Annotated in this window: 17 protein-coding genes; all 17 read right to left on the bottom strand. The window is 39.5% G+C overall.

Annotated features, from left to right (window positions below; all coding sequences use genetic code 11):
* Nucleotides 1-6: 6 nt before the first annotated feature.
* Nucleotides 7-711 (bottom strand): LytR/AlgR family response regulator transcription factor, encoded by a 705-nt coding sequence (locus F0Q01_RS02515; protein ID WP_090485874.1) that lies wholly within the window; start codon nt 709-711, stop codon nt 7-9.
* A gap of 88 nt (nt 712-799) precedes the next feature.
* Complete coding sequence (locus tag F0Q01_RS02510) at nt 800-1,813, bottom strand: hypothetical protein (RefSeq protein WP_090485871.1); 1,014 nt, start codon at nt 1,811-1,813, stop codon at nt 800-802.
* Between the two features lie 300 nt (nt 1,814-2,113).
* On the bottom strand, nt 2,114-3,187 hold the full coding sequence (gene prfA, locus F0Q01_RS02505; RefSeq protein ID WP_090154555.1) for a peptide chain release factor 1: 1,074 nt from the start codon (nt 3,185-3,187) through the stop codon (nt 2,114-2,116).
* A gap of 57 nt (nt 3,188-3,244) precedes the next feature.
* Nucleotides 3,245-4,075: a peptide chain release factor N(5)-glutamine methyltransferase gene (gene prmC / locus F0Q01_RS02500; protein WP_163927120.1), complete on the bottom strand. Its 831-nt coding sequence runs from the start codon at nt 4,073-4,075 to the stop codon at nt 3,245-3,247.
* A complete protein-coding gene (locus tag F0Q01_RS02495; protein ID WP_090154560.1) occupies nt 4,076-5,005 on the bottom strand; it encodes a DUF1385 domain-containing protein in 930 nt (309 codons plus the stop codon). It abuts the gene before it with no gap.
* Between the two features lie 67 nt (nt 5,006-5,072).
* Nucleotides 5,073-5,279 (bottom strand): 50S ribosomal protein L31, encoded by a 207-nt coding sequence (gene rpmE / locus F0Q01_RS02490; RefSeq protein WP_015550865.1) that lies wholly within the window; start codon nt 5,277-5,279, stop codon nt 5,073-5,075.
* Between the two features lie 254 nt (nt 5,280-5,533).
* Nucleotides 5,534-6,049 (bottom strand): DUF4364 family protein, encoded by a 516-nt coding sequence (locus F0Q01_RS02485; protein WP_090154562.1) that lies wholly within the window; start codon nt 6,047-6,049, stop codon nt 5,534-5,536.
* 82 nt (nt 6,050-6,131) lie between these two features.
* A complete protein-coding gene (locus F0Q01_RS02480) occupies nt 6,132-7,283 on the bottom strand; it encodes an NAD(P)-dependent malic enzyme (protein ID WP_090154564.1) in 1,152 nt (383 codons plus the stop codon).
* Between the two features lie 113 nt (nt 7,284-7,396).
* Nucleotides 7,397-8,839, bottom strand: a complete 1,443-nt coding sequence (gene rho / locus F0Q01_RS02475) for a transcription termination factor Rho (protein WP_090485868.1) — start codon at nt 8,837-8,839, stop codon at nt 7,397-7,399.
* 129 nt (nt 8,840-8,968) lie between these two features.
* Nucleotides 8,969-10,906, bottom strand: coding sequence for an EAL domain-containing protein (locus F0Q01_RS02470; protein ID WP_090485865.1), 1,938 nt, complete (start codon nt 10,904-10,906; stop codon nt 8,969-8,971).
* Between the two features lie 33 nt (nt 10,907-10,939).
* Nucleotides 10,940-12,583, bottom strand: a complete 1,644-nt coding sequence (locus F0Q01_RS02465) for a putative manganese-dependent inorganic diphosphatase (RefSeq protein ID WP_090485862.1) — start codon at nt 12,581-12,583, stop codon at nt 10,940-10,942.
* 36 nt (nt 12,584-12,619) lie between these two features.
* Nucleotides 12,620-13,312 carry a hypothetical protein gene (locus F0Q01_RS02460; protein WP_090154572.1) on the bottom strand — a complete coding sequence of 231 codons (693 nt, stop codon included), beginning with the start codon at nt 13,310-13,312 and terminating at the stop codon, nt 12,620-12,622.
* 18 nt (nt 13,313-13,330) lie between these two features.
* Nucleotides 13,331-14,728, bottom strand: a complete 1,398-nt coding sequence (locus F0Q01_RS02455; protein ID WP_090154574.1) for a glycine--tRNA ligase — start codon at nt 14,726-14,728, stop codon at nt 13,331-13,333.
* 27 nt (nt 14,729-14,755) lie between these two features.
* On the bottom strand, nt 14,756-15,568 hold the full coding sequence (locus F0Q01_RS02450) for a hypothetical protein (RefSeq protein WP_090154578.1): 813 nt from the start codon (nt 15,566-15,568) through the stop codon (nt 14,756-14,758).
* Nucleotides 15,565-16,290 carry a DNA repair protein RecO gene (gene recO, locus F0Q01_RS02445; protein ID WP_090485859.1) on the bottom strand — a complete coding sequence of 242 codons (726 nt, stop codon included), beginning with the start codon at nt 16,288-16,290 and terminating at the stop codon, nt 15,565-15,567. The genes F0Q01_RS02450 and recO overlap by 4 nt, the downstream gene beginning before the upstream one ends.
* A gap of 3 nt (nt 16,291-16,293) precedes the next feature.
* Nucleotides 16,294-17,205, bottom strand: coding sequence for a GTPase Era (gene era, locus F0Q01_RS02440; protein WP_090154582.1), 912 nt, complete (start codon nt 17,203-17,205; stop codon nt 16,294-16,296).
* A 53-nt stretch (nt 17,206-17,258) separates the two neighbouring features.
* Entirely contained in the window at nt 17,259-20,168 is a 2,910-nt protein-coding gene (locus F0Q01_RS02435; RefSeq protein ID WP_090485856.1) for an insulinase family protein, read from the bottom strand.
* Nucleotides 20,169-20,186: the final 18 nt, after the last annotated feature.

The following is a 20,186-nucleotide window of genomic DNA, read 5'->3' as shown; positions in this document are numbered from 1 at the left end:
CCATTTTTATAAAATATCCTCAGTCAGTGCAGCCATAAATTCCTTTTTCTTGGCTCTACTGATTGGTAGTATCACCCCAGAAGTAAGTATTACCTCTTCCTTCTGTACTGCCTCTACACAAGATAAATTGATAAGATATGCATTGTGGCACTTACTAAATCCATGACTAAGTAGCATTTCCTCAAATCGCTTTAAAGGTCCTGCCGTCACATAATCCTGCTCCTTGCAATGAATAATCACATTATTGCGCTGGCTCTCAATGTAATAGATGTTGTCACAATCCAGTTTTATCTGCTTATCATCAACGGATACTTTTACATATACATGCTTTTGTCTTGCCTGAACTCTAACAATAGCCTTGTCAAAAAGCTGCTCAAACTGGGCGTAAGGCACTGGCTTAAGCACATAACCTAATGCATCCACAGAATATCCCTGAACCGCATACTGGACCGTGGATGTAATAAAAATAATCACTACATCCGGATCCACCTTGCGAATCTTCTCCGCAGCTGCCATTCCATCAAGATGCTTCATCTGAATATCAAGCAAAATAATATCGAATTGACCGCTGTAATCATCTACAAGGTCAATTCCATCTGGCAAATAATGAATGGAAAACTGCTGATTCTTTATGTCACTATACTTATCAATATAGCTCTTAAGCAAATTGGCTTGTTCTAATTCATCTTCTACAATACATACATTAATCATGGTTATAAAATAACTCAAAATTAAATCACGTGCAAGCGAACTTATTGTGTACAAGCTTCACGTTGTAAAAACCTAATAATGTAAAAAATTATCTGTCAGCTTCATCTACAGAAGTTCCCTTTATAGTCTCAAAAGGAACTTTAACAGAGCCATCAAATGTAAAGCCTACTTTAATCTGCCAAACACCTGATTCCTGTAAAGCCTTAGCCTCATCAATAAGCCCAGGATTGTCTGAGCAATCTATTGTAAGGAAGTGGTCGAAGTATGCATTGCCAGCAGTGTAATCATCACCATAAGGATACTCAAGATAAATCCAATTGTTTGTCAAATCGTAATCTAAAATATCACCATACACATAATGTGTCTTGTTGTCTGCTTCAAGCGACTCAGTTGTCTCCGTCTTCTCTAAAGAAACTACATTGTAACCATCAAAACAGCTATATGGATCCTTCTTTAAAACAACCTTTACATCAAAAGCGTGATCTGGATCACCTGGCTCAGAAGCTGCTATTTCTTCATACTTAGAATATTTAACAGTAATTTCTACTGTGTCATCTTCCTTGTCATATTTATCAACTGTATATGAGTCAATCTCTCCTATGCCAAATCCACTAGAAGCCTGACTCAAATCTACACCATCGTCAAATTCAATATAGGTTCCTGTAAGCGAATACTGGGCATATTCTACCTGCTCCTTAGACATGATTCCATCAGAGTTCTCTCCAACTTGATTCATATAGTCAAAAGAAAACCAGCTATTCTGAAGATATGAGCTAATAAATGAATCCTTCCAGCTATCATCATCTGCTAGCTTGCTATTATCCCATTTTCCATCTTCATAGTCAGGATATATAAGGTTTGTAAGACCAGCCTTAAGATTCTCACCCATTTCAAACTCATCACCATATTCTACTGGTTTTATGCCAAGAGCGTCATAATCAAAGAGTGCCTCTTCTTCCTTTTCCTCTTCTGGTTTAGCTTCTTCTTTTGAATCATCAGTTGCCTCTACAGTAGGCTCTACCACTTCAGGAGCCTCCTCTTTTGCACAACCTGCAAATACCATAGATGAAAGCAATAAAACTGCTACCATTTTCTTTTTCATAAACTATTCCTCCTATATAAAAAGTAAATTATCCCTATTAATTTTCATTACTCTGTATACCATTTTACACTTTGTTGATGGATTAAGCAAAAATGGGACGACTGCGTCGTGGGAAACACGCCCATTTAAATGCGCTTCGCACGGGGCCGGGATCCGTCACGGGAAGACGCAGCCATTAAAAATTTGCCTTCGGCAAATGGGCTGCGTTTCGGGAAGCCCCGCCCATTTAAATGCGCTTCGCGCGGGGCGGTGCGTGATAAACGAAAAATGCCCAGGCAATCTGCCTGGACATTTTTGCGTTTATTTTTCATTCATCTTTGCAAGCTTAGCAGCCTGATCTGCTGCAATAAGTGCATCTAATATTTCCTGGATATCTCCATCCATAATCTTATCAAGCTTGTAGAGTGTAAGGTTGATTCTGTGGTCTGTTACACGTCCCTGTGGGAAGTTGTAAGTACGAATCTTCTCAGCACGATCGCCTGTACCAATCTGTGAGCGGCGCTCTGCTGCCTCAGCATCCTGCTGCTTCTGCATCTCTAAATCATAGAGCTTTGCACGAAGGAGTGCGAAAGCCTTCTCTTTATTCTGAAGCTGTGACTTCTCTGTCTGGCTGTAAATAACAATACCTGTAGGATAGTGAGTAAGACGTACAGCTGAGTCTGTTGTGTTGACACACTGACCACCATTACCGGAAGCACGCATTACGTCTATACGGATATCCTTCTCTTCAATCTGAACATCAACTTCCTCTGCCTCAGGCATAACTGCTACTGAACATGTAGAAGTCTGAATGCGTCCCTGTGACTCTGTCTCAGGAACACGCTGTACACGGTGTACACCTGACTCATACTTAAGGATTGAGTATGCACCAGTTCCCTTAACCATGAACTCGATATTCTTCATACCACCGATGCCTGTCTCATCTGCCTCAAGAAGCTCTACCTTCCATCCACGAGACTCTACATAGTGTACATACATACGATAAATCTCTGCAGCAAAAAGTGCAGCCTCTTCTCCACCGGCACCTGCTCTGATTTCCACGATAACGTTCTTGTCATCATTAGGGTCCTTAGGAAGAAGTAAAATCTTAAGCTCCTGCTCAAGGCGCTCTACCTCAGCCTGAGATTCCTTTAACTCTTCCTTAGCAAGCTCCTTCATCTCCTCATCAGATTCCATCTCAAGAAGCTCTAAAGAATCCTCAATATTCTGCTTGTGCTGTGCATATTGCTTGTATGCCTCAACGATTGGTGCAAGATCTGACTGCTCCTTCATAAGTGCTCTAAATCTCGCATTATCATTGGCTACATCTGGCTCAGAAAGAAGGTTCATAACCTCCTCGTATCTTAAAACCAAATCTTCTAATCTATCAAACATCTTCTATACCTCCATAAATCGCTAAAGAACTAATATCTAACCAACAAACTAAAAAAGCTACAAATGTCCCTTAACGACACGATTATTTCCAGCCAAATCTCTAATAACCTCTACTTCCTTAAATCCATTATCATTAAACAACTGAGAAACTGACTCTCCTTGATCATATCCAATCTCAACTAGAAGCCAGCCACCTTGATTTAGATAATCATGGGCTTCTTTTGTAATATTTCTATAGAAAAGCAATCCATCTTCTGTACCATCTAAGGCAAGTCTAGGCTCATGGTCCTTAACCTCAGGCTCAAGCTCCTCAATATCCTTGGATGGAATATATGGTGGGTTAGAAACTATACAGTCAAATTTACCTGTAACCGAATCAAATAAATCACTATGGATAAAATCAACTCTATCACCAGCTAGTCTGGCGCCATTGTCTCTTGCAACGGCAAGTGCTTCATCAGAAATATCCACACCTACTCCAGTAAGCTCTTTTCCTAAAACAACAAGTGAAATAATAACACATCCACTGCCAGTGCACAAATCTAAAATGCGACTACCTTCAGGGATTTCCTTAAGAGTCTGCTCAACAAGAGTCTCCGTGTCCTGACGAGGAATCAAAACATGCTCATTGACTCTAAATGTAAGGCCCATAAAATCCTGTTCTCCAGTAATATGCTGAAGAGGAATATGGCTAGCACGGCACCTAAGAACCTCTTGGTATTTGGCATAAGACTCTTCATCCATTGCATCATTTTGCCTCAAAAAATAGTCAGCTCTACTAATGCCTGTTATAAAAGAAAGCAAATACCAGGCATCAATCTTAGCATCACTAATTTTTGCTGATTCAAGCAATAAAACGCCCTCATCTAAAGCCTGCTTAAGTGTCATCTAAAAACACTCCTTGTTCTTCTCGATAAAATCCTGCCAATCAAAGACTGCCTCAACTGAAGCTATACCAACCTCAATCATATCGTCATCTGGCTCCATAACCGTAAGACGCTGCAGCCAAAGTCCTGGCTTTGAAAAAATATCAACAAACTTATTCTCATAACGACCGGCAAGTCTAATGAACTCATAAGAAATACCTGCAATAACAGGAATCAAAAGCAAACGAGCCAAAAGCTTGAGCCACATGTTGTCAAAAGAAATAAACATAAATACAAATACAGAAATAATAAATACAATAAATATAAAGCTAGTACCGCATCTCTTGTGGAATCTGGTTGCGCCTCTAACATTATCAACTGTAAGTGGTAGCCCTGCCTCAACACAATTAATGCACTTGTGCTCTGCTCCATGATACATAAATGTACGCTTTATATCTTCCATTCTGGAAATAACAACTATATATCCGATAAAAATAGCAATTCGGATAATACCCTCCACAAAAGCAATCACTGCATTAGATAGAGAAAAATGATTAAGTCCCATGGCTATGAAATAAGGTAGTGCGAAAAAAATACCAAGTGCAAGGGCAAAGGAAACAACAAGTGTGCCACCTATTTCTGCCTTTTCTTTGCGCTCTAACTTTTTAAGCTCCTCTTCAGAAAGCTTTGACTTGTCTACTGGCTCCTCATCATCTTCAAAAAAGCTAGCTGAGTACATAAGAGTGCCTATACCAATAACAAGCGACTCTATAAATGAAACTACGCCTCTGATGATTGGAATCTTGTGCCAAATATCATTTATATTTTTTGTATTTTTAACATCTACGACTATTTCCTTGTCTGGCTTTCTGACAGCGACAGCATATTGCTTGCCATTGCGCATCATAACGCCTTCCATAACAGCCTGACCACCTATACCCGAATATTTCATTGCCTCTCCTTAACGTAATAAAGGGCTGAGACAATTCATCTCAACCCTTAAATGTCCATACAAAAGACTACTTTGCGTCAATACCATACTTCTTATTGAACTTATCAATACGTCCACGAGCCTGTGTAGCTTTCTGCTGGCCTGTGTAGAATGGATGGCACTTAGAACAAATTTCTACGTGGATGCTCTCCTTTGTAGAACCTGTTACGAATGTGTTACCGCAGTTGCAAGTAACTGTAGCCTGATAATAATCTGGATGGATACCCTGTCTCATTTAGTTCACCTCTCATTTAATAATGTTTACAATTTCCAACTGTAAGTGTGAGATAAAATCTCGAAAGTACTGTTAAATGCGAGGTCCTCGCATTTCATCCCGATTAACAGCTCTATAACTATAACATGCTCAATGACAAAAATCAAGGGTTTTCTAATCGACAGCTAAATAGAGAATCCTGAATATCTCCTACAGTGGCTATATGTCACCTATAGAGATATCAGAGATTGTCTATTACTGTCCCATTAAAAACCCTAGGTCATTAAAATGTCCATGATTGACATATACACATCATCTGACTTGACTTTCCAATTGTTGCAAAGTGTCTCTGCCTGTTCCTTGGATGCCACATGGAAAGATAAATCCATTGTAGGCACGTCATTTTCAGTAATGCGAAGCTGAACTACATACCCACCACGATCAGCCTTGAAATAGGTGGCCTTGTAGGAATTCTCTTCCTTCATAGTTATGGAGTTAGCTTTTAAATATTTATTGATATCCTTGGAGAGGGCTGGAGTTATTTTCTCCTTGAAAAGCTCAAGTGTCTTTTTGCCCTCTTCTGTAATGGAATAAGTTGTGTTGTTGTGATTAGTAGTCGAAACAATAAGTCCGGCGTCTTCGTCATCACTAATAGCCTGCTGGGCGGTGAAATAGTCGGTCAAATCTCCCTCTAAAAAGAAATCTGTAATCTGACTATTGCTAAGCGGGAAACCACTTCGTTGAAGTAATTCTAGTATTGTAATCTTGTATATCATGGTTGGTTCAGCCATGGTATCCCCCTCCTTTATAACTAAAAATATATCTAAAAATCAAAGGAGCCAGCCCCTATATAAATTAGCTAAGCTATATCCTTTATTTGCAAGCCTTAATAGCATTGGCAACTGCAACAGCTACTCTTGGATCAAAGGCTTCTGGAAGGATAAAGTCATCTGATAACTGACTGTCTTCTACAAGACCTGCAATAGCATTAGCTGCTGCAAGCTTCATTTCCTCTGTGATAGCTGTAGCTCTGCACTCAAGGGCACCTCTGAAAATACCAGGGAAAGCAACTACGTTGTTAACCTGATTTGGGAAATCAGAACGTCCTGTACCAATGATTCTAGCTCCAGCTTCCTTAGCAAGATCTGGCATAATCTCAGGTGTTGGATTAGCCATAGCAAAAAGAATAGAATCCTTTGCCATAGAAGCTACCATTTCCTTTGAAACAATGCCTGGTGCTGAAACACCAACAAAAATATCAGCTCCAACTAAAGCATCTGCCAAAGTACCTGTCTTGTGAGAAAGGTTAGTAACCTTTGTCATCTCCTTCTGCATCCAATTCAAATCTGGATAATCTGGGCCAATAATACCCTGACGGTCGCACATTGTAACATCCTTAAATCCATATCTAAGGAGAAGCTTTGTAATGGCAACACCTGCTGAACCTGCTCCGTTAACAACAACCTTGCAAGTCTCTTTGTCCTTGCCAACAACCTTCAGCGCGTTGATGATACCTGCAAGTACAACAATTGCTGTACCATGCTGATCATCGTGAAATACTGGAATATCTAATTCCTTCTTAAGTCTCTCCTCGATTTCAAAACATCTAGGAGCTGAAATATCCTCAAGATTAATTCCTCCAAATGTAGGTGCAATAGCCTTAACAGCTGCAACAATCTCATCTGGATCCTGAGTATCTAAAACGATAGGGAATGCATTGACACCACCAAACTCTTTAAAAAGTACACACTTGCCTTCCATAACAGGCATTGCTGCAAGTGGACCAATGTTACCAAGACCCAGTACAGCTGAGCCATCAGATACAACCGCTACTGTATTAGCCTTAAGGGTGTAATTGTATGCCTGCTCACTGTCCTCTGCTATTATTCGGCAAGGAGCTGCTACACCTGGTGTATAAGCGATTGATAAATCCTCTCTGTTCTTAACTGGTGCCTTTGAAGTGGTCTCGATTTTTCCGTTCCACTGCTTGTGTAAAAATACTGCTGTTTCGTCAATTGATGCCATGACATTCTCCCTTCTATAAATAACTCAGTTGCATACCTGCCATTATAATTGCTTCTGGCAATGGGCAGTTTAATGTATTAAGAAATCTTCCTAAAGAGCCTTCTTAATAGATTTTATATAACTCTTTTTCTAATAACCATATCAATATACTCATCATTGTTCTTTGTATGAGCGAACATGTTGAGTATGGTCTCTATAGCATCCTCTTTTCGAGCACTGTTGATAGCTCTACGCATGATTTCCATAGCGTCAAGCTCCTTTGGCGAAAGAAGTAAGTTTTCGTTACGTGTGCCCGAACCTGTAATATCAATAGCTGGGAAAATACGCTTTTCTGAAAGCTTTCTGTCAAGGACAAGCTCCATGTTACCAGTTCCCTTGAACTCCTCGAATACTACATCGTCCATCTTTGAACCTGTATCCACAAGAGCTGTAGCAAGAATAGTAAGCGAGCCGCCCTCTCTCATATTTCTGGCAGCACCAAAGAATTTCTTTGGCATGTGAAGTGCTGCAGGGTCAAGACCACCAGAAAGTGTACGGCCTGATGGCTGCACTGTCAGGTTGTAAGCACGGGCAAGTCTTGTAATAGAGTCAAGCAGAATCATAACATCCTGACCATGCTCAACAAGACGTCTTGCTCTTTCAATAACCATCTCAGCAACTCTCTTGTGATGCTCTGGGCTTTCATCAAATGTAGAATAGATAACCTCTACATTTTTGCTGTTTCTCATTGTGTCCTTCATATCTGTAACTTCCTCAGGACGCTCATCAATGAGAAGAATGATAAGGTGCATATCTGGATGTGTGTAATTGACAGATGTAGCAACCTCTTTTAAAAGTGTAGTCTTACCAGCCTTAGGCTGAGAAACAATCATTCCACGCTGTCCCTTACCAATTGGGCTCACCAAATCAACGATTCTCATAGCAACAGAACTATGTGGACGCTCGAGACGAATTCTCTCATTTGGGAAAACCGGTGTAAGGTCCTCGAAATTAGGGCGCTTAGTAGCAGCCTCTGGGGAATAATTATTGATAGTATCAATAATCATCAAGGCAGCAAACTTGTCAGTAGGATTGTTAAAGCGCTTCTTTCCTACGATAATATCTCCTGTCTTGAGGTTAAACTTCTTAATCTGTGACTGACTAACATACACATCTTCCGTTCCTGGCATGTAGTTGTCACAACGAATAAATCCAAATCCGTCGCCCATTACTTCAAGAATACCGCGAGCAGGAATAAGTCCATCAGTAGGAAGGTCTGCTGGAATCTCTCCCTTTTCGCTGTTTGAAGCTGGCTTCTCAGCTCTCTCTGCACGCTCAGGTCTCTCCGCAGAACCCTCTGGTCGTCTAGGTCTTCTAGGAGCAGCCCCTCTAGGTACCTTTTCTTCTTTTTCTGTGTCCGCAGTAGTTGCCTCAGCCTTTGCTGCATCGATTTCGTCCTGTGCAAGCATAGCTTCGACTAATTCAGCTTTCTTCATAGAGGATGCGCCTTTTATTCCTCTAGCTTTAGCTAAATCACGTAATACGGCAACCGCTAAACTCTCATATTTTTCTCTCATTCATCTCTCCTTAAAAAAATTTAACAACATTTAACATTTTGTGGAATTAAAAGTCGAATCGACTAATGAATTAAACTTTGATGATAAATGCATTATATACTCAAATCTCACTTCTGTAAACAATTAAAATTAGGCTAATCTCTTTGGCTTCTTCTCAAAAAATTCCTGAACAGTCTCTACAGGAACCGGTTTAGCGAAGCGATACCCCTGGATATATTCAAATCCAAGTTTTATAGAAAGAACCTCCTGTTTCTCGCTCTCAACGCCCTCTACAAGCACTACCAATCCATGGTTTTTAAACATATCTACCATGTTCTGAATAAGTTGCATAAGTATCGGATCATCCTCTGATTTGTACAGAAGTGTCTTGTCAAATTTAATAGTTTTAAATGGCAAACTAACAATACGCTCAAGGTTAGAATAACCTGTTCCAAAGTCATCCAAATAGAAATGAACTCCCGCATTGTTAAACTCTTCCATGTTGTGTGCAATGGCATCAAACTCATCACTTGTCATAGTCTCTGTCATCTCAAGACGAATCTTCTCACATGGAACACCGTTGCTCTTAATTATCTCAATAAGCTCATCGTGAAGATTGTAATCCATAAACTCAGATAAAGATACATTTACAGATACAGCATCAAAAACATAATAATCCTGAATCTCATATATCTTTTTACAAACCTTGTTAAGAATGATTCTTGTAAGTGTATGAACACAGCCCACTCTCTCTGCAAGGGGGATGAAAATATCAGGTAAGATTATCTCTCCCTCAACATCAAGCCTCATCAAAGACTCTGCATTCTTATACCCGCCATTTAATACATCAAAAATCGGCTGAACATAGACTATTACTCTAGGGTCATCAAGATTATCCTTGTTTCTAATGTCTACGATTACTCTTTCAATACGTCTAATTTCCATGCAATCTAAGTAATCCTGATGTACAGCCTCGTAGCAATTGCTCTTTTTTAATTTTTCATGCTCGAACAAGAAACCACTGTAAGAAGACAGCACATTCATGTTTTCAATGTTCTCGGCATGGTCAATGACAACCATCTTATACTCTGGTCTATTGGAATATTCCCAGGTCATCATTGTCTCATCAAGACGCTTCTTAACATACTTAATAGTATCCTTGGTCTCGAAATCAGTTATACGTTCAAAAATAATGGCGTAAGTATAGTCATTAATCTGATACATGTATGCTCTTTTATTTTTAGTCTCAAGAGAATGAATCTCTGTAGACATTTTCGACTTAACCACATCCATAAGCTCTATGTTTTGTACTATCTCAAGCTTTGGAAGTTTAATGTAGATAATTGTACACTGCTTATTCTTAGCCTTCAGGGTACAAAAATGTGATTCAAAGGCAAGCTTGTTCTGACATCCTGTAACTTCATCAAACAAAATGCTGTGGAAGATTATATAGCACAGGATAAATGGCAAAACGTATGTAACATTTAAAAATACATACTTTGGATATAGCAATTGAATGCCCAAAAGTACCAACTCTACCGGAATAAATAAATAGAGATACTTCATTACTATCTTTGGAATAGCCTCTCTATTTGCAACAACTGACACTGTCACAATCAAAAGATTAACTATCGCAAAGATAATGTTGCAATTAAATAGATTGGTAAATACATACCTATCATTAACTATTTTAATGTATGAATCTGTAATATAGACTCCACCTACAGTAACCATATAGGCACCAGCCAAAAATATTATCAATATATTCAGAAAATCGCGATTTTCTCTTTGCTTGACACTAAGCAAATGAACGTAAGAAAACAAATGGATAAGTATGCCTAGATATGAAACATAGTAAAGCATTACCACTAGCCTAAAAACTATGCCTTGTAATGAAGTAGAAAAGTCCAGCAGTAAAATGCTGGCCATGTGAAAAACGATATTAACTATAGATAAAATCTGGCCATAAAATACGACAGAAAACACAGCGGTCTGTCTAGGACGACTAACCACTGTGAGATAAAACACTGCAAGCGCAAATATTAACCCTACTTCTTCTGCCGCAACATTATAGCCATTAAAATTCATAATGTATTTTGCCTCATACTAATAAAATTTTAGCTATTCCTGCAGAGACTCCATAATAGCTGGAATAAGCTGCTTCTTACGCGAAACAACACCCTTTAATACATAACTCTCCGCAGCAACAGGCATTCTAAAAGCATCGGCAATTATTTTGTCAGCCTCCCCGCCAACGAATAGAAGCTCTGTTGTCTCATCAAGAATATCTGTAAGCATAACAAACACAGCATTTAAATCTGATGAGTTAAGTACAGTATTCATGTAAGCTTGAAGATCGGACTTAATTGAATTTAACTGACTCTTTGAAATAGAACTAACCTGAGCCACGCCAAATTTAACATCCTCACTCGAAAATACCTTGTAATCCTGATTGAAAATCTGCTCAGCTGTACGACCCTTGAAATCGCTACCTGCCTCAAACATTGATGTAGCAAGCTCTTCGATTTCTACCCCAGCGATCTTTGCCAACTTAGTGCACTGCTTTTCATCAACAGTTGTACATGTAGGTGATCTGAACATCAAGGTATCTGATAAAATTGCAGAACACAATAATCCTGCAATATGCTTTGGAATCTCAACTCCCCTCTCATCATACATTAGAGAAACAATTGTAGCTGTAGATCCAAGCGGTTGGTTTCTGAAAAGAATTGGAGAAACAGTCTCCAATGAACCAAGTCTATGGTGATCAATAATTTCAAGAACCTCTGCCTGATCAATACCATCAACAGCCTGAGTCTTTTCATTATGATCTACTAAAATCACTCGTTTCTTCTGCATATTTAAGAGAAGACGACGTGATACCATACCAACATAGTGTCTATTCTCATCGAGGATTGGGAAATCTCGGTGACGAACAGTCTTCATAATATCCCTAACGTCATCTACATAGTCATCAAGCTCAAAGCTAATGATGTCCTCTGTCTTCATAAACTGACGTACAGGCATAGACTGGTGAATAAGTCTGGCAACTGTGAAAGTGTCATACTCAGTTGTGATAACAACACACTGATGCTCCTCAGCAAGCTGAGCTACTCTCTCCTCTACGCCACTGCAACCACATACAATAAGGCAGCTGCATCCAGCCTCAATACAAATAATCTGGCGCTCAGGAATGCTACCAACAATAACTAAATCGTCACGATTGATGTCTTCCTTAAGACCTTCTCTGTTGTTTGATGCAATTACTACTGCACCCTTTACAAAATAAGCATGTGGATTACCTGTAACAAGTCTTCCATTCAATGTACCGATGATATTGCTGTACTGTGTACGGGCTCTTGAAAGGATATTGTTGTCATAAACATCCATATAAGAGTAGGCAATATCACCATTGACAATAACGCCCTCAAGCTTGCCAGTCTTTCCAACAACTGGAAGTGTGGCAACGTCTTTATCAAGCATCTTCTCCCAGGCCTTTTTAAGGGAGATATGGCCATCGACACCCTCAAGGCGTCTGTATTCAATATCCATGAGCTGAGCGCCTACATCTGATATAGTCTCTGGCTCATCTACATTAAATCTCTGTAATACATAGCGGGTCTCCTCATTAAGGGAACCTGCCTTTTTAGGAACGTATTCTTCCTCTGAGCTTAAAGTATTCTTTAGGTTAGCATAAGCTATAGCTGCACAAATACTATCGGTATCTGGATTCTTGTGACCGATAACAAAAACCTTATTTGGCATAAAACCTCCATGACTCACTTTTACTCAGGGGGGCTACTAAAAAATACCAAGCGAAAAAATAAATGCTGCTACTGAAACACCCATTGTGAGTAAAAGTAAAATAATAATAACTATTGATAACTTCTTAAGTGAGCCGTAGTGTTCTAAAGCCTGTACTGCCTGTTCTTCGCTATTGTCATGCTCCTTCAGTAAATCCTGAATCAAGCGATAAAGATGAACAGACTCAGAGTGAGTCTTCTCTGAAAGCTCATTCTGAATAGTATCTAAGCCATCTGAGACACTACGTAAAGTGTCCTGAAGATTTCTATTGTGTTCTTCATAGGACTCTTGATTATCGTTCACCTGTCCCTTAATGTCAAGCTCTAATTGATCCATGTTGTTTTTAACAACCTGCATCATTCTATCTACCTGAGTCTCAACATCAGCAACTAAGGTGTCCGCTTCTTCTTGTTTTCTGCTAAGCTCATCCTGAAGCTTAACATTGATTGCTTCCTTTTCTCTTACGAGGGCTTCAAGCTCTGCTGCCTTTTGCTCTTTAGCTGCAATAAGCTGCTGAAGCTGTGTAGCCTTTTCTCTGAAAGCGTCTATCTGGGCGATTAATAAATCCTCGCCATTGTCAACAGCTGGAGCCACAGTAGGAACTGGTTGAACTGGTGGCTCAGCTGGCTTTTCTGTGTTAGAAATCTCGACTTCGTTGTAGTCTACTCCCGCAACATTAACGTTTTCCATAGCATCTCTCCTCCTATACTAAAATTCGAACTTATCTGCAAAGTATGAATCTAAGTCAGCGATTGCGATTCTTTCCTGCTCCATAGAATCACGGTGACGAATTGTAACCATGTGATCCTCTTCAGAATCGAAGTCATATGTGATACAGAATGGTGTACCAATCTCATCCATACGACGATAACGCTTTCCGATTGTTCCTCTGTCATCAAATTCACAATTGTATTTCTTAGAAAGCTCTGTAAATACCTTCTCTGCTCCCTCATTAAGCTTCTTTGAAAGTGGAAGCACACCGATCTTAACTGGTGCAAGTGCTGGATGGAATCTAAGTACTGTACGAATATCGCTCTTTCCATCCTTACCAACTTCTTCCTCATCGTATGCTGCACAAAGGAATGCAAGAACTACACGGTCAGCACCAAGTGATGGCTCGATAACATAAGGAAGATACTTTTCATTGGTCTCATCATCGAAGTATGTAAGATCCTGACCTGAAACATTCTGATGCTGAGTAAGGTCATAATCTGTACGGCTGGCGATTCCCCAAAGCTCACCCCAACCGAATGGGAACAAGAACTCGATATCAGTAGTTCCTGTTGAGTAGAATGAAAGCTCCTCAGGATCATGGTCACGAAGACGCATCTCATCCTCTTTCATGCCAAGGCTGATAAGCCAGTCACGACAGAAGCTTCTCCAATACTGGAACCACTCATCCTGTGTACCAGGCTTGCAGAAGAACTCAAGCTCCATCTGCTCAAACTCACGAGTACGGAATGTGAAGTTACCAGGTGTAATCTCATTTCTAAATGACTTACCAATCTGTCCAATACCAAATGGTACTTTCTTTCTAGATGTACGCTGTACATTCTTGAAGTTTACAAAAATACCCTGTGCTGTCTCAGGACGAAGGTAAACTGTATTCTTAGCATCCTCAGTAACACCCTGGAAAGTCTTAAACATAAGGTTGAACTCACGGATGTCTGTGAAGTTGTGCTTGCCACATGTAGGACATGGAACATTATTGCTATCGATGAATTCCTTCATCTCTTCCTTGCTCCAACCATCAACTGATGACTTTAGCTCGATATTGTTCTCTGCAGCAAAGTCCTCAATAATCTTGTCAGCTCTGAAACGCTCGTGGCACTCTTTACAATCCATAAGTGGATCTGAGAAAGAACCAAGGTGACCAGATGCAATCCATGTCTGTGGATTCATAAGGATGGCACAGTCAACACCAACATTGTATGGGTTCTGCTGAACGAACTTCTGCCACCATGCTTTCTTAACATTGTTCTTAAGCTCAACGCCAAGATTGCCATAATCCCATGTATTAGCAAGACCACCGTAAATTTCGGAACCTGCGTATACAAAGCCTCTCGCTTTAGCAAGAGCAATAATTTTGTCCATTGTCTTTTCCATAAATTATATTTCCTCTCGTATCTTTATTTATTCTGCTCTGTAAACAATGTATACAAGACTAGTAGAATCATTGTTTCCATCAGCAGGAGAAATCTTAATTGTATTGTTTGAAATCGCCTCAACATTGGCATCAGATACATATTCAATTATACCTGGCACAACAACAGTGACATTTTCATTAACTGCCACTACCCTCTTACCTGCAAAGACTGTATCAGTATCAACTGACTGGCTCTCTGTAAGAGTTGGAGCTGAATCCTTTGTACCCTCATTAAGCATTGAATATTTAGTATTGAAATCATATCCAGCCTCTATTGCGCTCTCATATGTGTCATTAAAAGTCTGGTATGAGGTGAATCCACTGTATGTTGCTACATCCTTGTATGTAGTCTTAACGTATGCCTTGTTGTCTGAAACCGATACCTTGTTAAGCTTGATAGAATCGTCTTCATTAGCATCGTTATAGCTAGATATCATATCATTGGTATAGTCTTTTAGGTCTGACTTAGAGTAGACTTCTGTATCAAAATCCACTACCTCCTCAAAAACCACCTTACCATCTTTGTCAAATGTAATAGTAGAGGTCTCTGCCTTTTTACCTACGCCTGAAATAAATCCAAATAATTTTACAATTAATAAAATAATGATTAGTAGGACTGCCACACATCCGCCGCCGAATATAAGTCGGTTGCGCATAACCTGCTTTTGTCTCTTTTTTCTTCGTGCTTCCTTTAACTGCTGTGAAAGTGCCCCTTGCCTGTCAGGTCTTGCGGCAGGTCTTGCGGCTGTACTTCTGCTACGCATACCGGAAGTTTTACCTCCTGGTGTCTTACGTGTCATAAAAATTCCTCACTCTTATATTTATGCGAGATATAGTTTAATCGATAACTCGCTAAAATTCTAGTCAATTCTTCTTCAGTTTCATTATTCAAAACAAAAGTATACAACTTTTCTATCTTAGATGAAACAATGAATTGCATAGCATATAGTGTTGATTGTCCTATTTCTATCCCAGCTTCCATAGAACCACAATCACTACAGAGCATACCATGATGTTTTATGGAAAAATATTTAAGAGAATCAGTGCGCCCACAGAGCATACACTGAAATACATTTGGGTATTCTCCATTTAATACCCAGGATTTTAAATCGTAAATATTCTTTAGAAGTCTGTTGGAAAATTTACCAGACTCTAAAGCCTTAAGACTCTGATACAAAAGAGCCAGACGAGCCTTCTCATCTACCCCCTCCACAGAATTATAATCTGCAACTTCTAAAAAATATGAGCCAAGACATACCTTTTCGTAGTCTGTAACTAAATCCCTAAAGTAATTGGTAATATTAGCCTTGCTTATATGGTAGGAATTCCTTCCCTCGAAGGCGTCAAATGTTCCAAAGCAAAAAGGTGAACATGCTGCAATAAGCGGGTTGTTCGGTCGCCTTGCCCCCTTAGCAAAGGCTGTCACTCGCCCAGATTCTTTTGTTAGAATCACAAGCCGTTTATCGAATTCACCTACATCGGAGCTTGATAATACAATTCCCGTAATGGTCACAAGTCCCATTTATTAAATGTCCTCTTTTTTATATCCAAAATTCTTCAGCTCATAGTCGCTATCACGCCAATCCTTTTTAACCTTAACAAAAAGCTTAAGATTGACCTTGGCATCAAGGAGCTTCTCGATTTCGTAACGTGAGTTGGTGCCGATTTTCTTAATCATGGCACCGCCCTTACCTATTATAATTCCCTTATGAGAATTCTTCTCGCAAATTATAGTCGCCTCAATATCCCACATTGGCTTTTTGCCTGGGCGCTCCTTCATGGTATCAATTGCTATAGCAATACCATGAGGTACCTCATCATTTAATGCGTGAAGAGATTTCTCTCTGATAATCTCTGCTGTGATTTCTCTAAGAGTCTGATTGGTAACAGTCTCCTCGTCGTAAAAAGCTGGTCCCTCTGGAAGGTGCTTAAATATAGTAGAAAGTAAATCATCACAGCCCTCTCCGTGAAGTGCGGATACAGGTACAACCTCTATAAAATCACATAAATCCTTGAATGCCTGAATAGTCTCTCCTACCTTGGCACCATCAGCCATGTCGATTTTATTGATAACAAGAATTACTGGTGCCTCTGCTGTAGCAAGAAGCTCTGCAATTTTCTTATCACCTGCTCCAACTTTTGTATCAGGCTCGATGAGCCACAAAATCAAATCCACATCATTGATTGTGCTCTTAGCTGCAGTCATCATATACTCGCCAAGCTTATTTTTAGCCTGATGCATGCCAGGTGTATCAAGAAAAACAATCTGGCCAACCTCAGAATCTGTATATACAGTCTGTATTCTGTTTCTTGTTGTCTGAGGCTTGTTGCTTGTGATGGCTATCTTCTGCCCAATGATATGATTCATCAATGTGCTCTTGCCCACATTTGGGCGACCTACTATTGTAACGAAACCTGATTTAAAATTATCACTCATTTAAAATCCTCTAATCCGCTGGTTACTCCTACCAGCTCATCAAATAATTATCATTAATATAAACTCTCAATAGAAGTGAATATGTCTCTATTCTCCTCTATTGCATTTTCGTTTCCTACCACACAGATATACTGCTGTGAGATAGCTGCCTCTACAGGCTCAGCCAAGGCTCTAACATCCTCTACAGTAGCATCTAGCACTTCGTTTCTAGTCTTCTGTAAATCCTCGAAGGTAATCCCTGAAAGATAACAATTAAGACCACGTAAACCTCTCTGAGAAGGAGTAAGCGGTGTATCCATACCACTTATGGTACCAATGATATATTTGGTCATGTCTCTATCATCAGCATCAAAATTCTTAAGATAAACACCTGTCTCCTTAAATACATTTATTGTCTCAAGAAGATTTGGATCTCTGTATGATACAAATACGACATCGCCCTGTCGGCTGCAATTCATACTGCATCCATAGGCGCCGCCTTGGACACGAACCTTTATCCAGAAGTAATCATATCCAAGAATAGTGTTTAATAATCTGTACGCGCCGTTATATTTAAATCCAGCTTTAACAAAATCTCCAGCCATGGCCACATACTGAATCTGTGAGGCATCCTTCAAACCTTCCTTCACCTGATGTGGCTCATACTCATCTTGACCATCAAATGAAGTCTTGGTTTGTGACAACAGAGGTCTTATATCATTTACAAGAGATCTGGCCTGCTCTAATGCCTCGGCCTTTCCAGTAGAAGAAATGATTAATCTTTCTGTAGAGAATATTGTATCGCAAAGTTTATTAAGTTTAGATATAACTTTGTCTTTTTTGCTGTCAAAGTTTTCTTCTAGGTCAACCAAGAACCTATAGAACTCCAATCCGCTTGACATATCAGAAATCATAGCTCTCTTGGAGAATCCGCTTCTAGCTCTAGTTGCAGCCACCTGATTGCCCTTTGCATTAAGGTTTGCTTCTATATGAGATTTCTCTGCTGTAATAAGCTCACTTAATCTCTTTTCATCAGAGAAAATCGTATGACGAATCATCTCGATAACTAAATCTCTAGCAGCATCTGCTTCATCATATATAAACTTAGAGCGAACCTCAAAGGAAATCTTGTATTTGTCGTGCTCACCGAATACCTCATGTACTGTTGTAGATGTGGTGATTCCACCAGTGTGGAGATACATCTCATTAGTATAATCAGTGTAGGTATAATGCTCAGTATCCATAAGGCCTATAAAGCGCTCTAACAGGGAAACATATGGAATATCTGATAAAGTCACATCACTGATATCAAACACCATATTGAAGTAGTGAATACCATTAGTGCTAACCTTGTGATGTAAAATGGTAGTTCCATTTTCCTCATAAACAGCTAAATCTATCGGACGAGCCTCTCTAGTCAAATCGAATCTAGTAAGCATAGGTATCTTAGCCAAATCCTCTTTTGAGCTAGGTGTCTGCTGATACTCTTTCAAGTATGCTGTATGCTCTACAATCTCAGCAATCTCTTCTGCTGTCATAGTAGCCTTTTTAGCTGCAAGCTTTGACTTTAATTCCTCGTCATCCTTTGCTGTAAGCCCCTGCTTTGGACGAAGTGTAACAATTGACTTGTGATTATTTGAAAGCAAATATACATCAGCAATATAATCGAAAAGACCATTCTCAACTCTAGATTTAATTTTATCAAATACCTCTACTGCATGGAGATGTATAAATGGTCTATCCTTGTCATAGAGCCAGCTATCAAGAAGCTGAAGACCTATTATAAGTCCCTTTGGCGCGCTACCAAAATCAAGCTCTCTAGCTCTAAACTGCTCGCCATTTATAGATGCATATAGAGTCTTCTTATCGATTCCCTTTTGAATCTCTCGCTTCAATGTAGACTCTATTGTCTCAACGAACTTGTCTTTGTCTTCTTCGTTGGCGCCGCGTGCCACAATAGAAAAATACATCTGTCTCTGAGATGCTTCAAATGAGCATTCAACATCCTCTGCTATATCAGCATCAATAAGTGCCTGATAAAGAGGGGCACCTGGTGCAGATACCAGCGCATAATTAAGTACATCAAAAGCTCTGTACATATTAGGATCTAAAACATCACCAATACACACATTATAGGAAAGGAAGGTATTGTTCTCCACATCCTGATCAGCAGCTATTGAATAATCCAGTGTAATATCAACTGGCTTATCAAAAGGCTTCTGCATCTGAATCTCAGAATCAACCTCAAGATAATCATACTTGCAAAGATATTTTTTATCTAAATACTCTAGCATCTCATCTATATCCACATCTCCATAGACGTAAATATAGGAATTGCTAGGATGATAATACTTGCTGTGGAATGCAAGGAAATCCTCATATGTAAGAGATGGGATTACCTTTGGGTCACCACCTGACTCTATAGCATATGTGGTATCTGGGAATAATGAATTGAGAATCTGACGTGAAAGTACATCATCAGGAGATGAATATGCACCCTTCATTTCATTATAAACAACACCATTGATGGTCAGCTCGCTGTCAGCATCCTCCATCTCATAGTGCCATCCTTCCTGCTCAAAAATCTCACGATACTTGTAAATGTTTGGATGAAAAACTGCATCCATATACACATCGATAAGATTCATATAATCAGTGTTATTAGTGCTTGCAATAGGATAAACTGTTTTATCTGGGTAAGTCATAGCATTTAAAAATGTGTTAAGACTTCCCTTTACAAGCTCAACAAAAGGATCCTTCACTGGATACTTATCAGAACCACACAAAACTGTATGCTCCACAATATGCGCCACACCTGTAGAATCCTTTGGTGGTGTTCTGAATCCTATATAAAACACCTTGTTAGTATCGTCGTTAGAAATAAAACAAATTCTTGCCTTAGTCTTCTTGTGTTCAAAGATAAAGCCTAGTGAATCAAGCCCTTCAAGCTTTTCTTCTTTTAATAAATCGTATGCCTTGTTCAAAACTCCTGCCCAACCCTA

This window comes from Pseudobutyrivibrio xylanivorans (genome assembly GCF_010906925.1).
Classification (GTDB): Bacteria; Bacillota; Clostridia; order Lachnospirales; family Lachnospiraceae; genus Pseudobutyrivibrio.
This window is presented reverse-complemented; position numbering and strand designations above follow the sequence as displayed.

What these genes read in the sequence shown, in the direction of transcription:
- F0Q01_RS02485 (WP_090154562.1), bottom strand. Translation starts at nt 6,049, where the DNA reads ATGGCTGAACCAACCATGATATACAAGATTACAATACTAGAATTACTT.
- F0Q01_RS02515 (WP_090485874.1), bottom strand. Translation starts at nt 711, where the DNA reads ATGATTAATGTATGTATTGTAGAAGATGAATTAGAACAAGCCAATTTG.
- prfA (WP_090154555.1), bottom strand. Translation starts at nt 3,187, where the DNA reads ATGTTTGATAGATTAGAAGATTTGGTTTTAAGATACGAGGAGGTTATG.
- prmC (WP_163927120.1), bottom strand. Translation starts at nt 4,075, where the DNA reads ATGACACTTAAGCAGGCTTTAGATGAGGGCGTTTTATTGCTTGAATCA.
- F0Q01_RS02510 (WP_090485871.1), bottom strand. Translation starts at nt 1,813, where the DNA reads ATGAAAAAGAAAATGGTAGCAGTTTTATTGCTTTCATCTATGGTATTT.
- F0Q01_RS02455 (WP_090154574.1), bottom strand. Translation starts at nt 14,728, where the DNA reads ATGGAAAAGACAATGGACAAAATTATTGCTCTTGCTAAAGCGAGAGGC.
- F0Q01_RS02450 (WP_090154578.1), bottom strand. Translation starts at nt 15,568, where the DNA reads ATGACACGTAAGACACCAGGAGGTAAAACTTCCGGTATGCGTAGCAGA.
- era (WP_090154582.1), bottom strand. Translation starts at nt 17,205, where the DNA reads ATGAGTGATAATTTTAAATCAGGTTTCGTTACAATAGTAGGTCGCCCA.
- F0Q01_RS02480 (WP_090154564.1), bottom strand. Translation starts at nt 7,283, where the DNA reads ATGGCATCAATTGACGAAACAGCAGTATTTTTACACAAGCAGTGGAAC.
- F0Q01_RS02470 (WP_090485865.1), bottom strand. Translation starts at nt 10,906, where the DNA reads ATGAATTTTAATGGCTATAATGTTGCGGCAGAAGAAGTAGGGTTAATA.
- F0Q01_RS02460 (WP_090154572.1), bottom strand. Translation starts at nt 13,312, where the DNA reads ATGGAAAACGTTAATGTTGCGGGAGTAGACTACAACGAAGTCGAGATT.
- F0Q01_RS02465 (WP_090485862.1), bottom strand. Translation starts at nt 12,583, where the DNA reads ATGCCAAATAAGGTTTTTGTTATCGGTCACAAGAATCCAGATACCGAT.
- recO (WP_090485859.1), bottom strand. Translation starts at nt 16,290, where the DNA reads ATGGGACTTGTGACCATTACGGGAATTGTATTATCAAGCTCCGATGTA.
- rpmE (WP_015550865.1), bottom strand. Translation starts at nt 5,279, where the DNA reads ATGAGACAGGGTATCCATCCAGATTATTATCAGGCTACAGTTACTTGC.
- F0Q01_RS02495 (WP_090154560.1), bottom strand. Translation starts at nt 5,005, where the DNA reads ATGAAATATTCGGGTATAGGTGGTCAGGCTGTTATGGAAGGCGTTATG.
- rho (WP_090485868.1), bottom strand. Translation starts at nt 8,839, where the DNA reads ATGAGAGAAAAATATGAGAGTTTAGCGGTTGCCGTATTACGTGATTTA.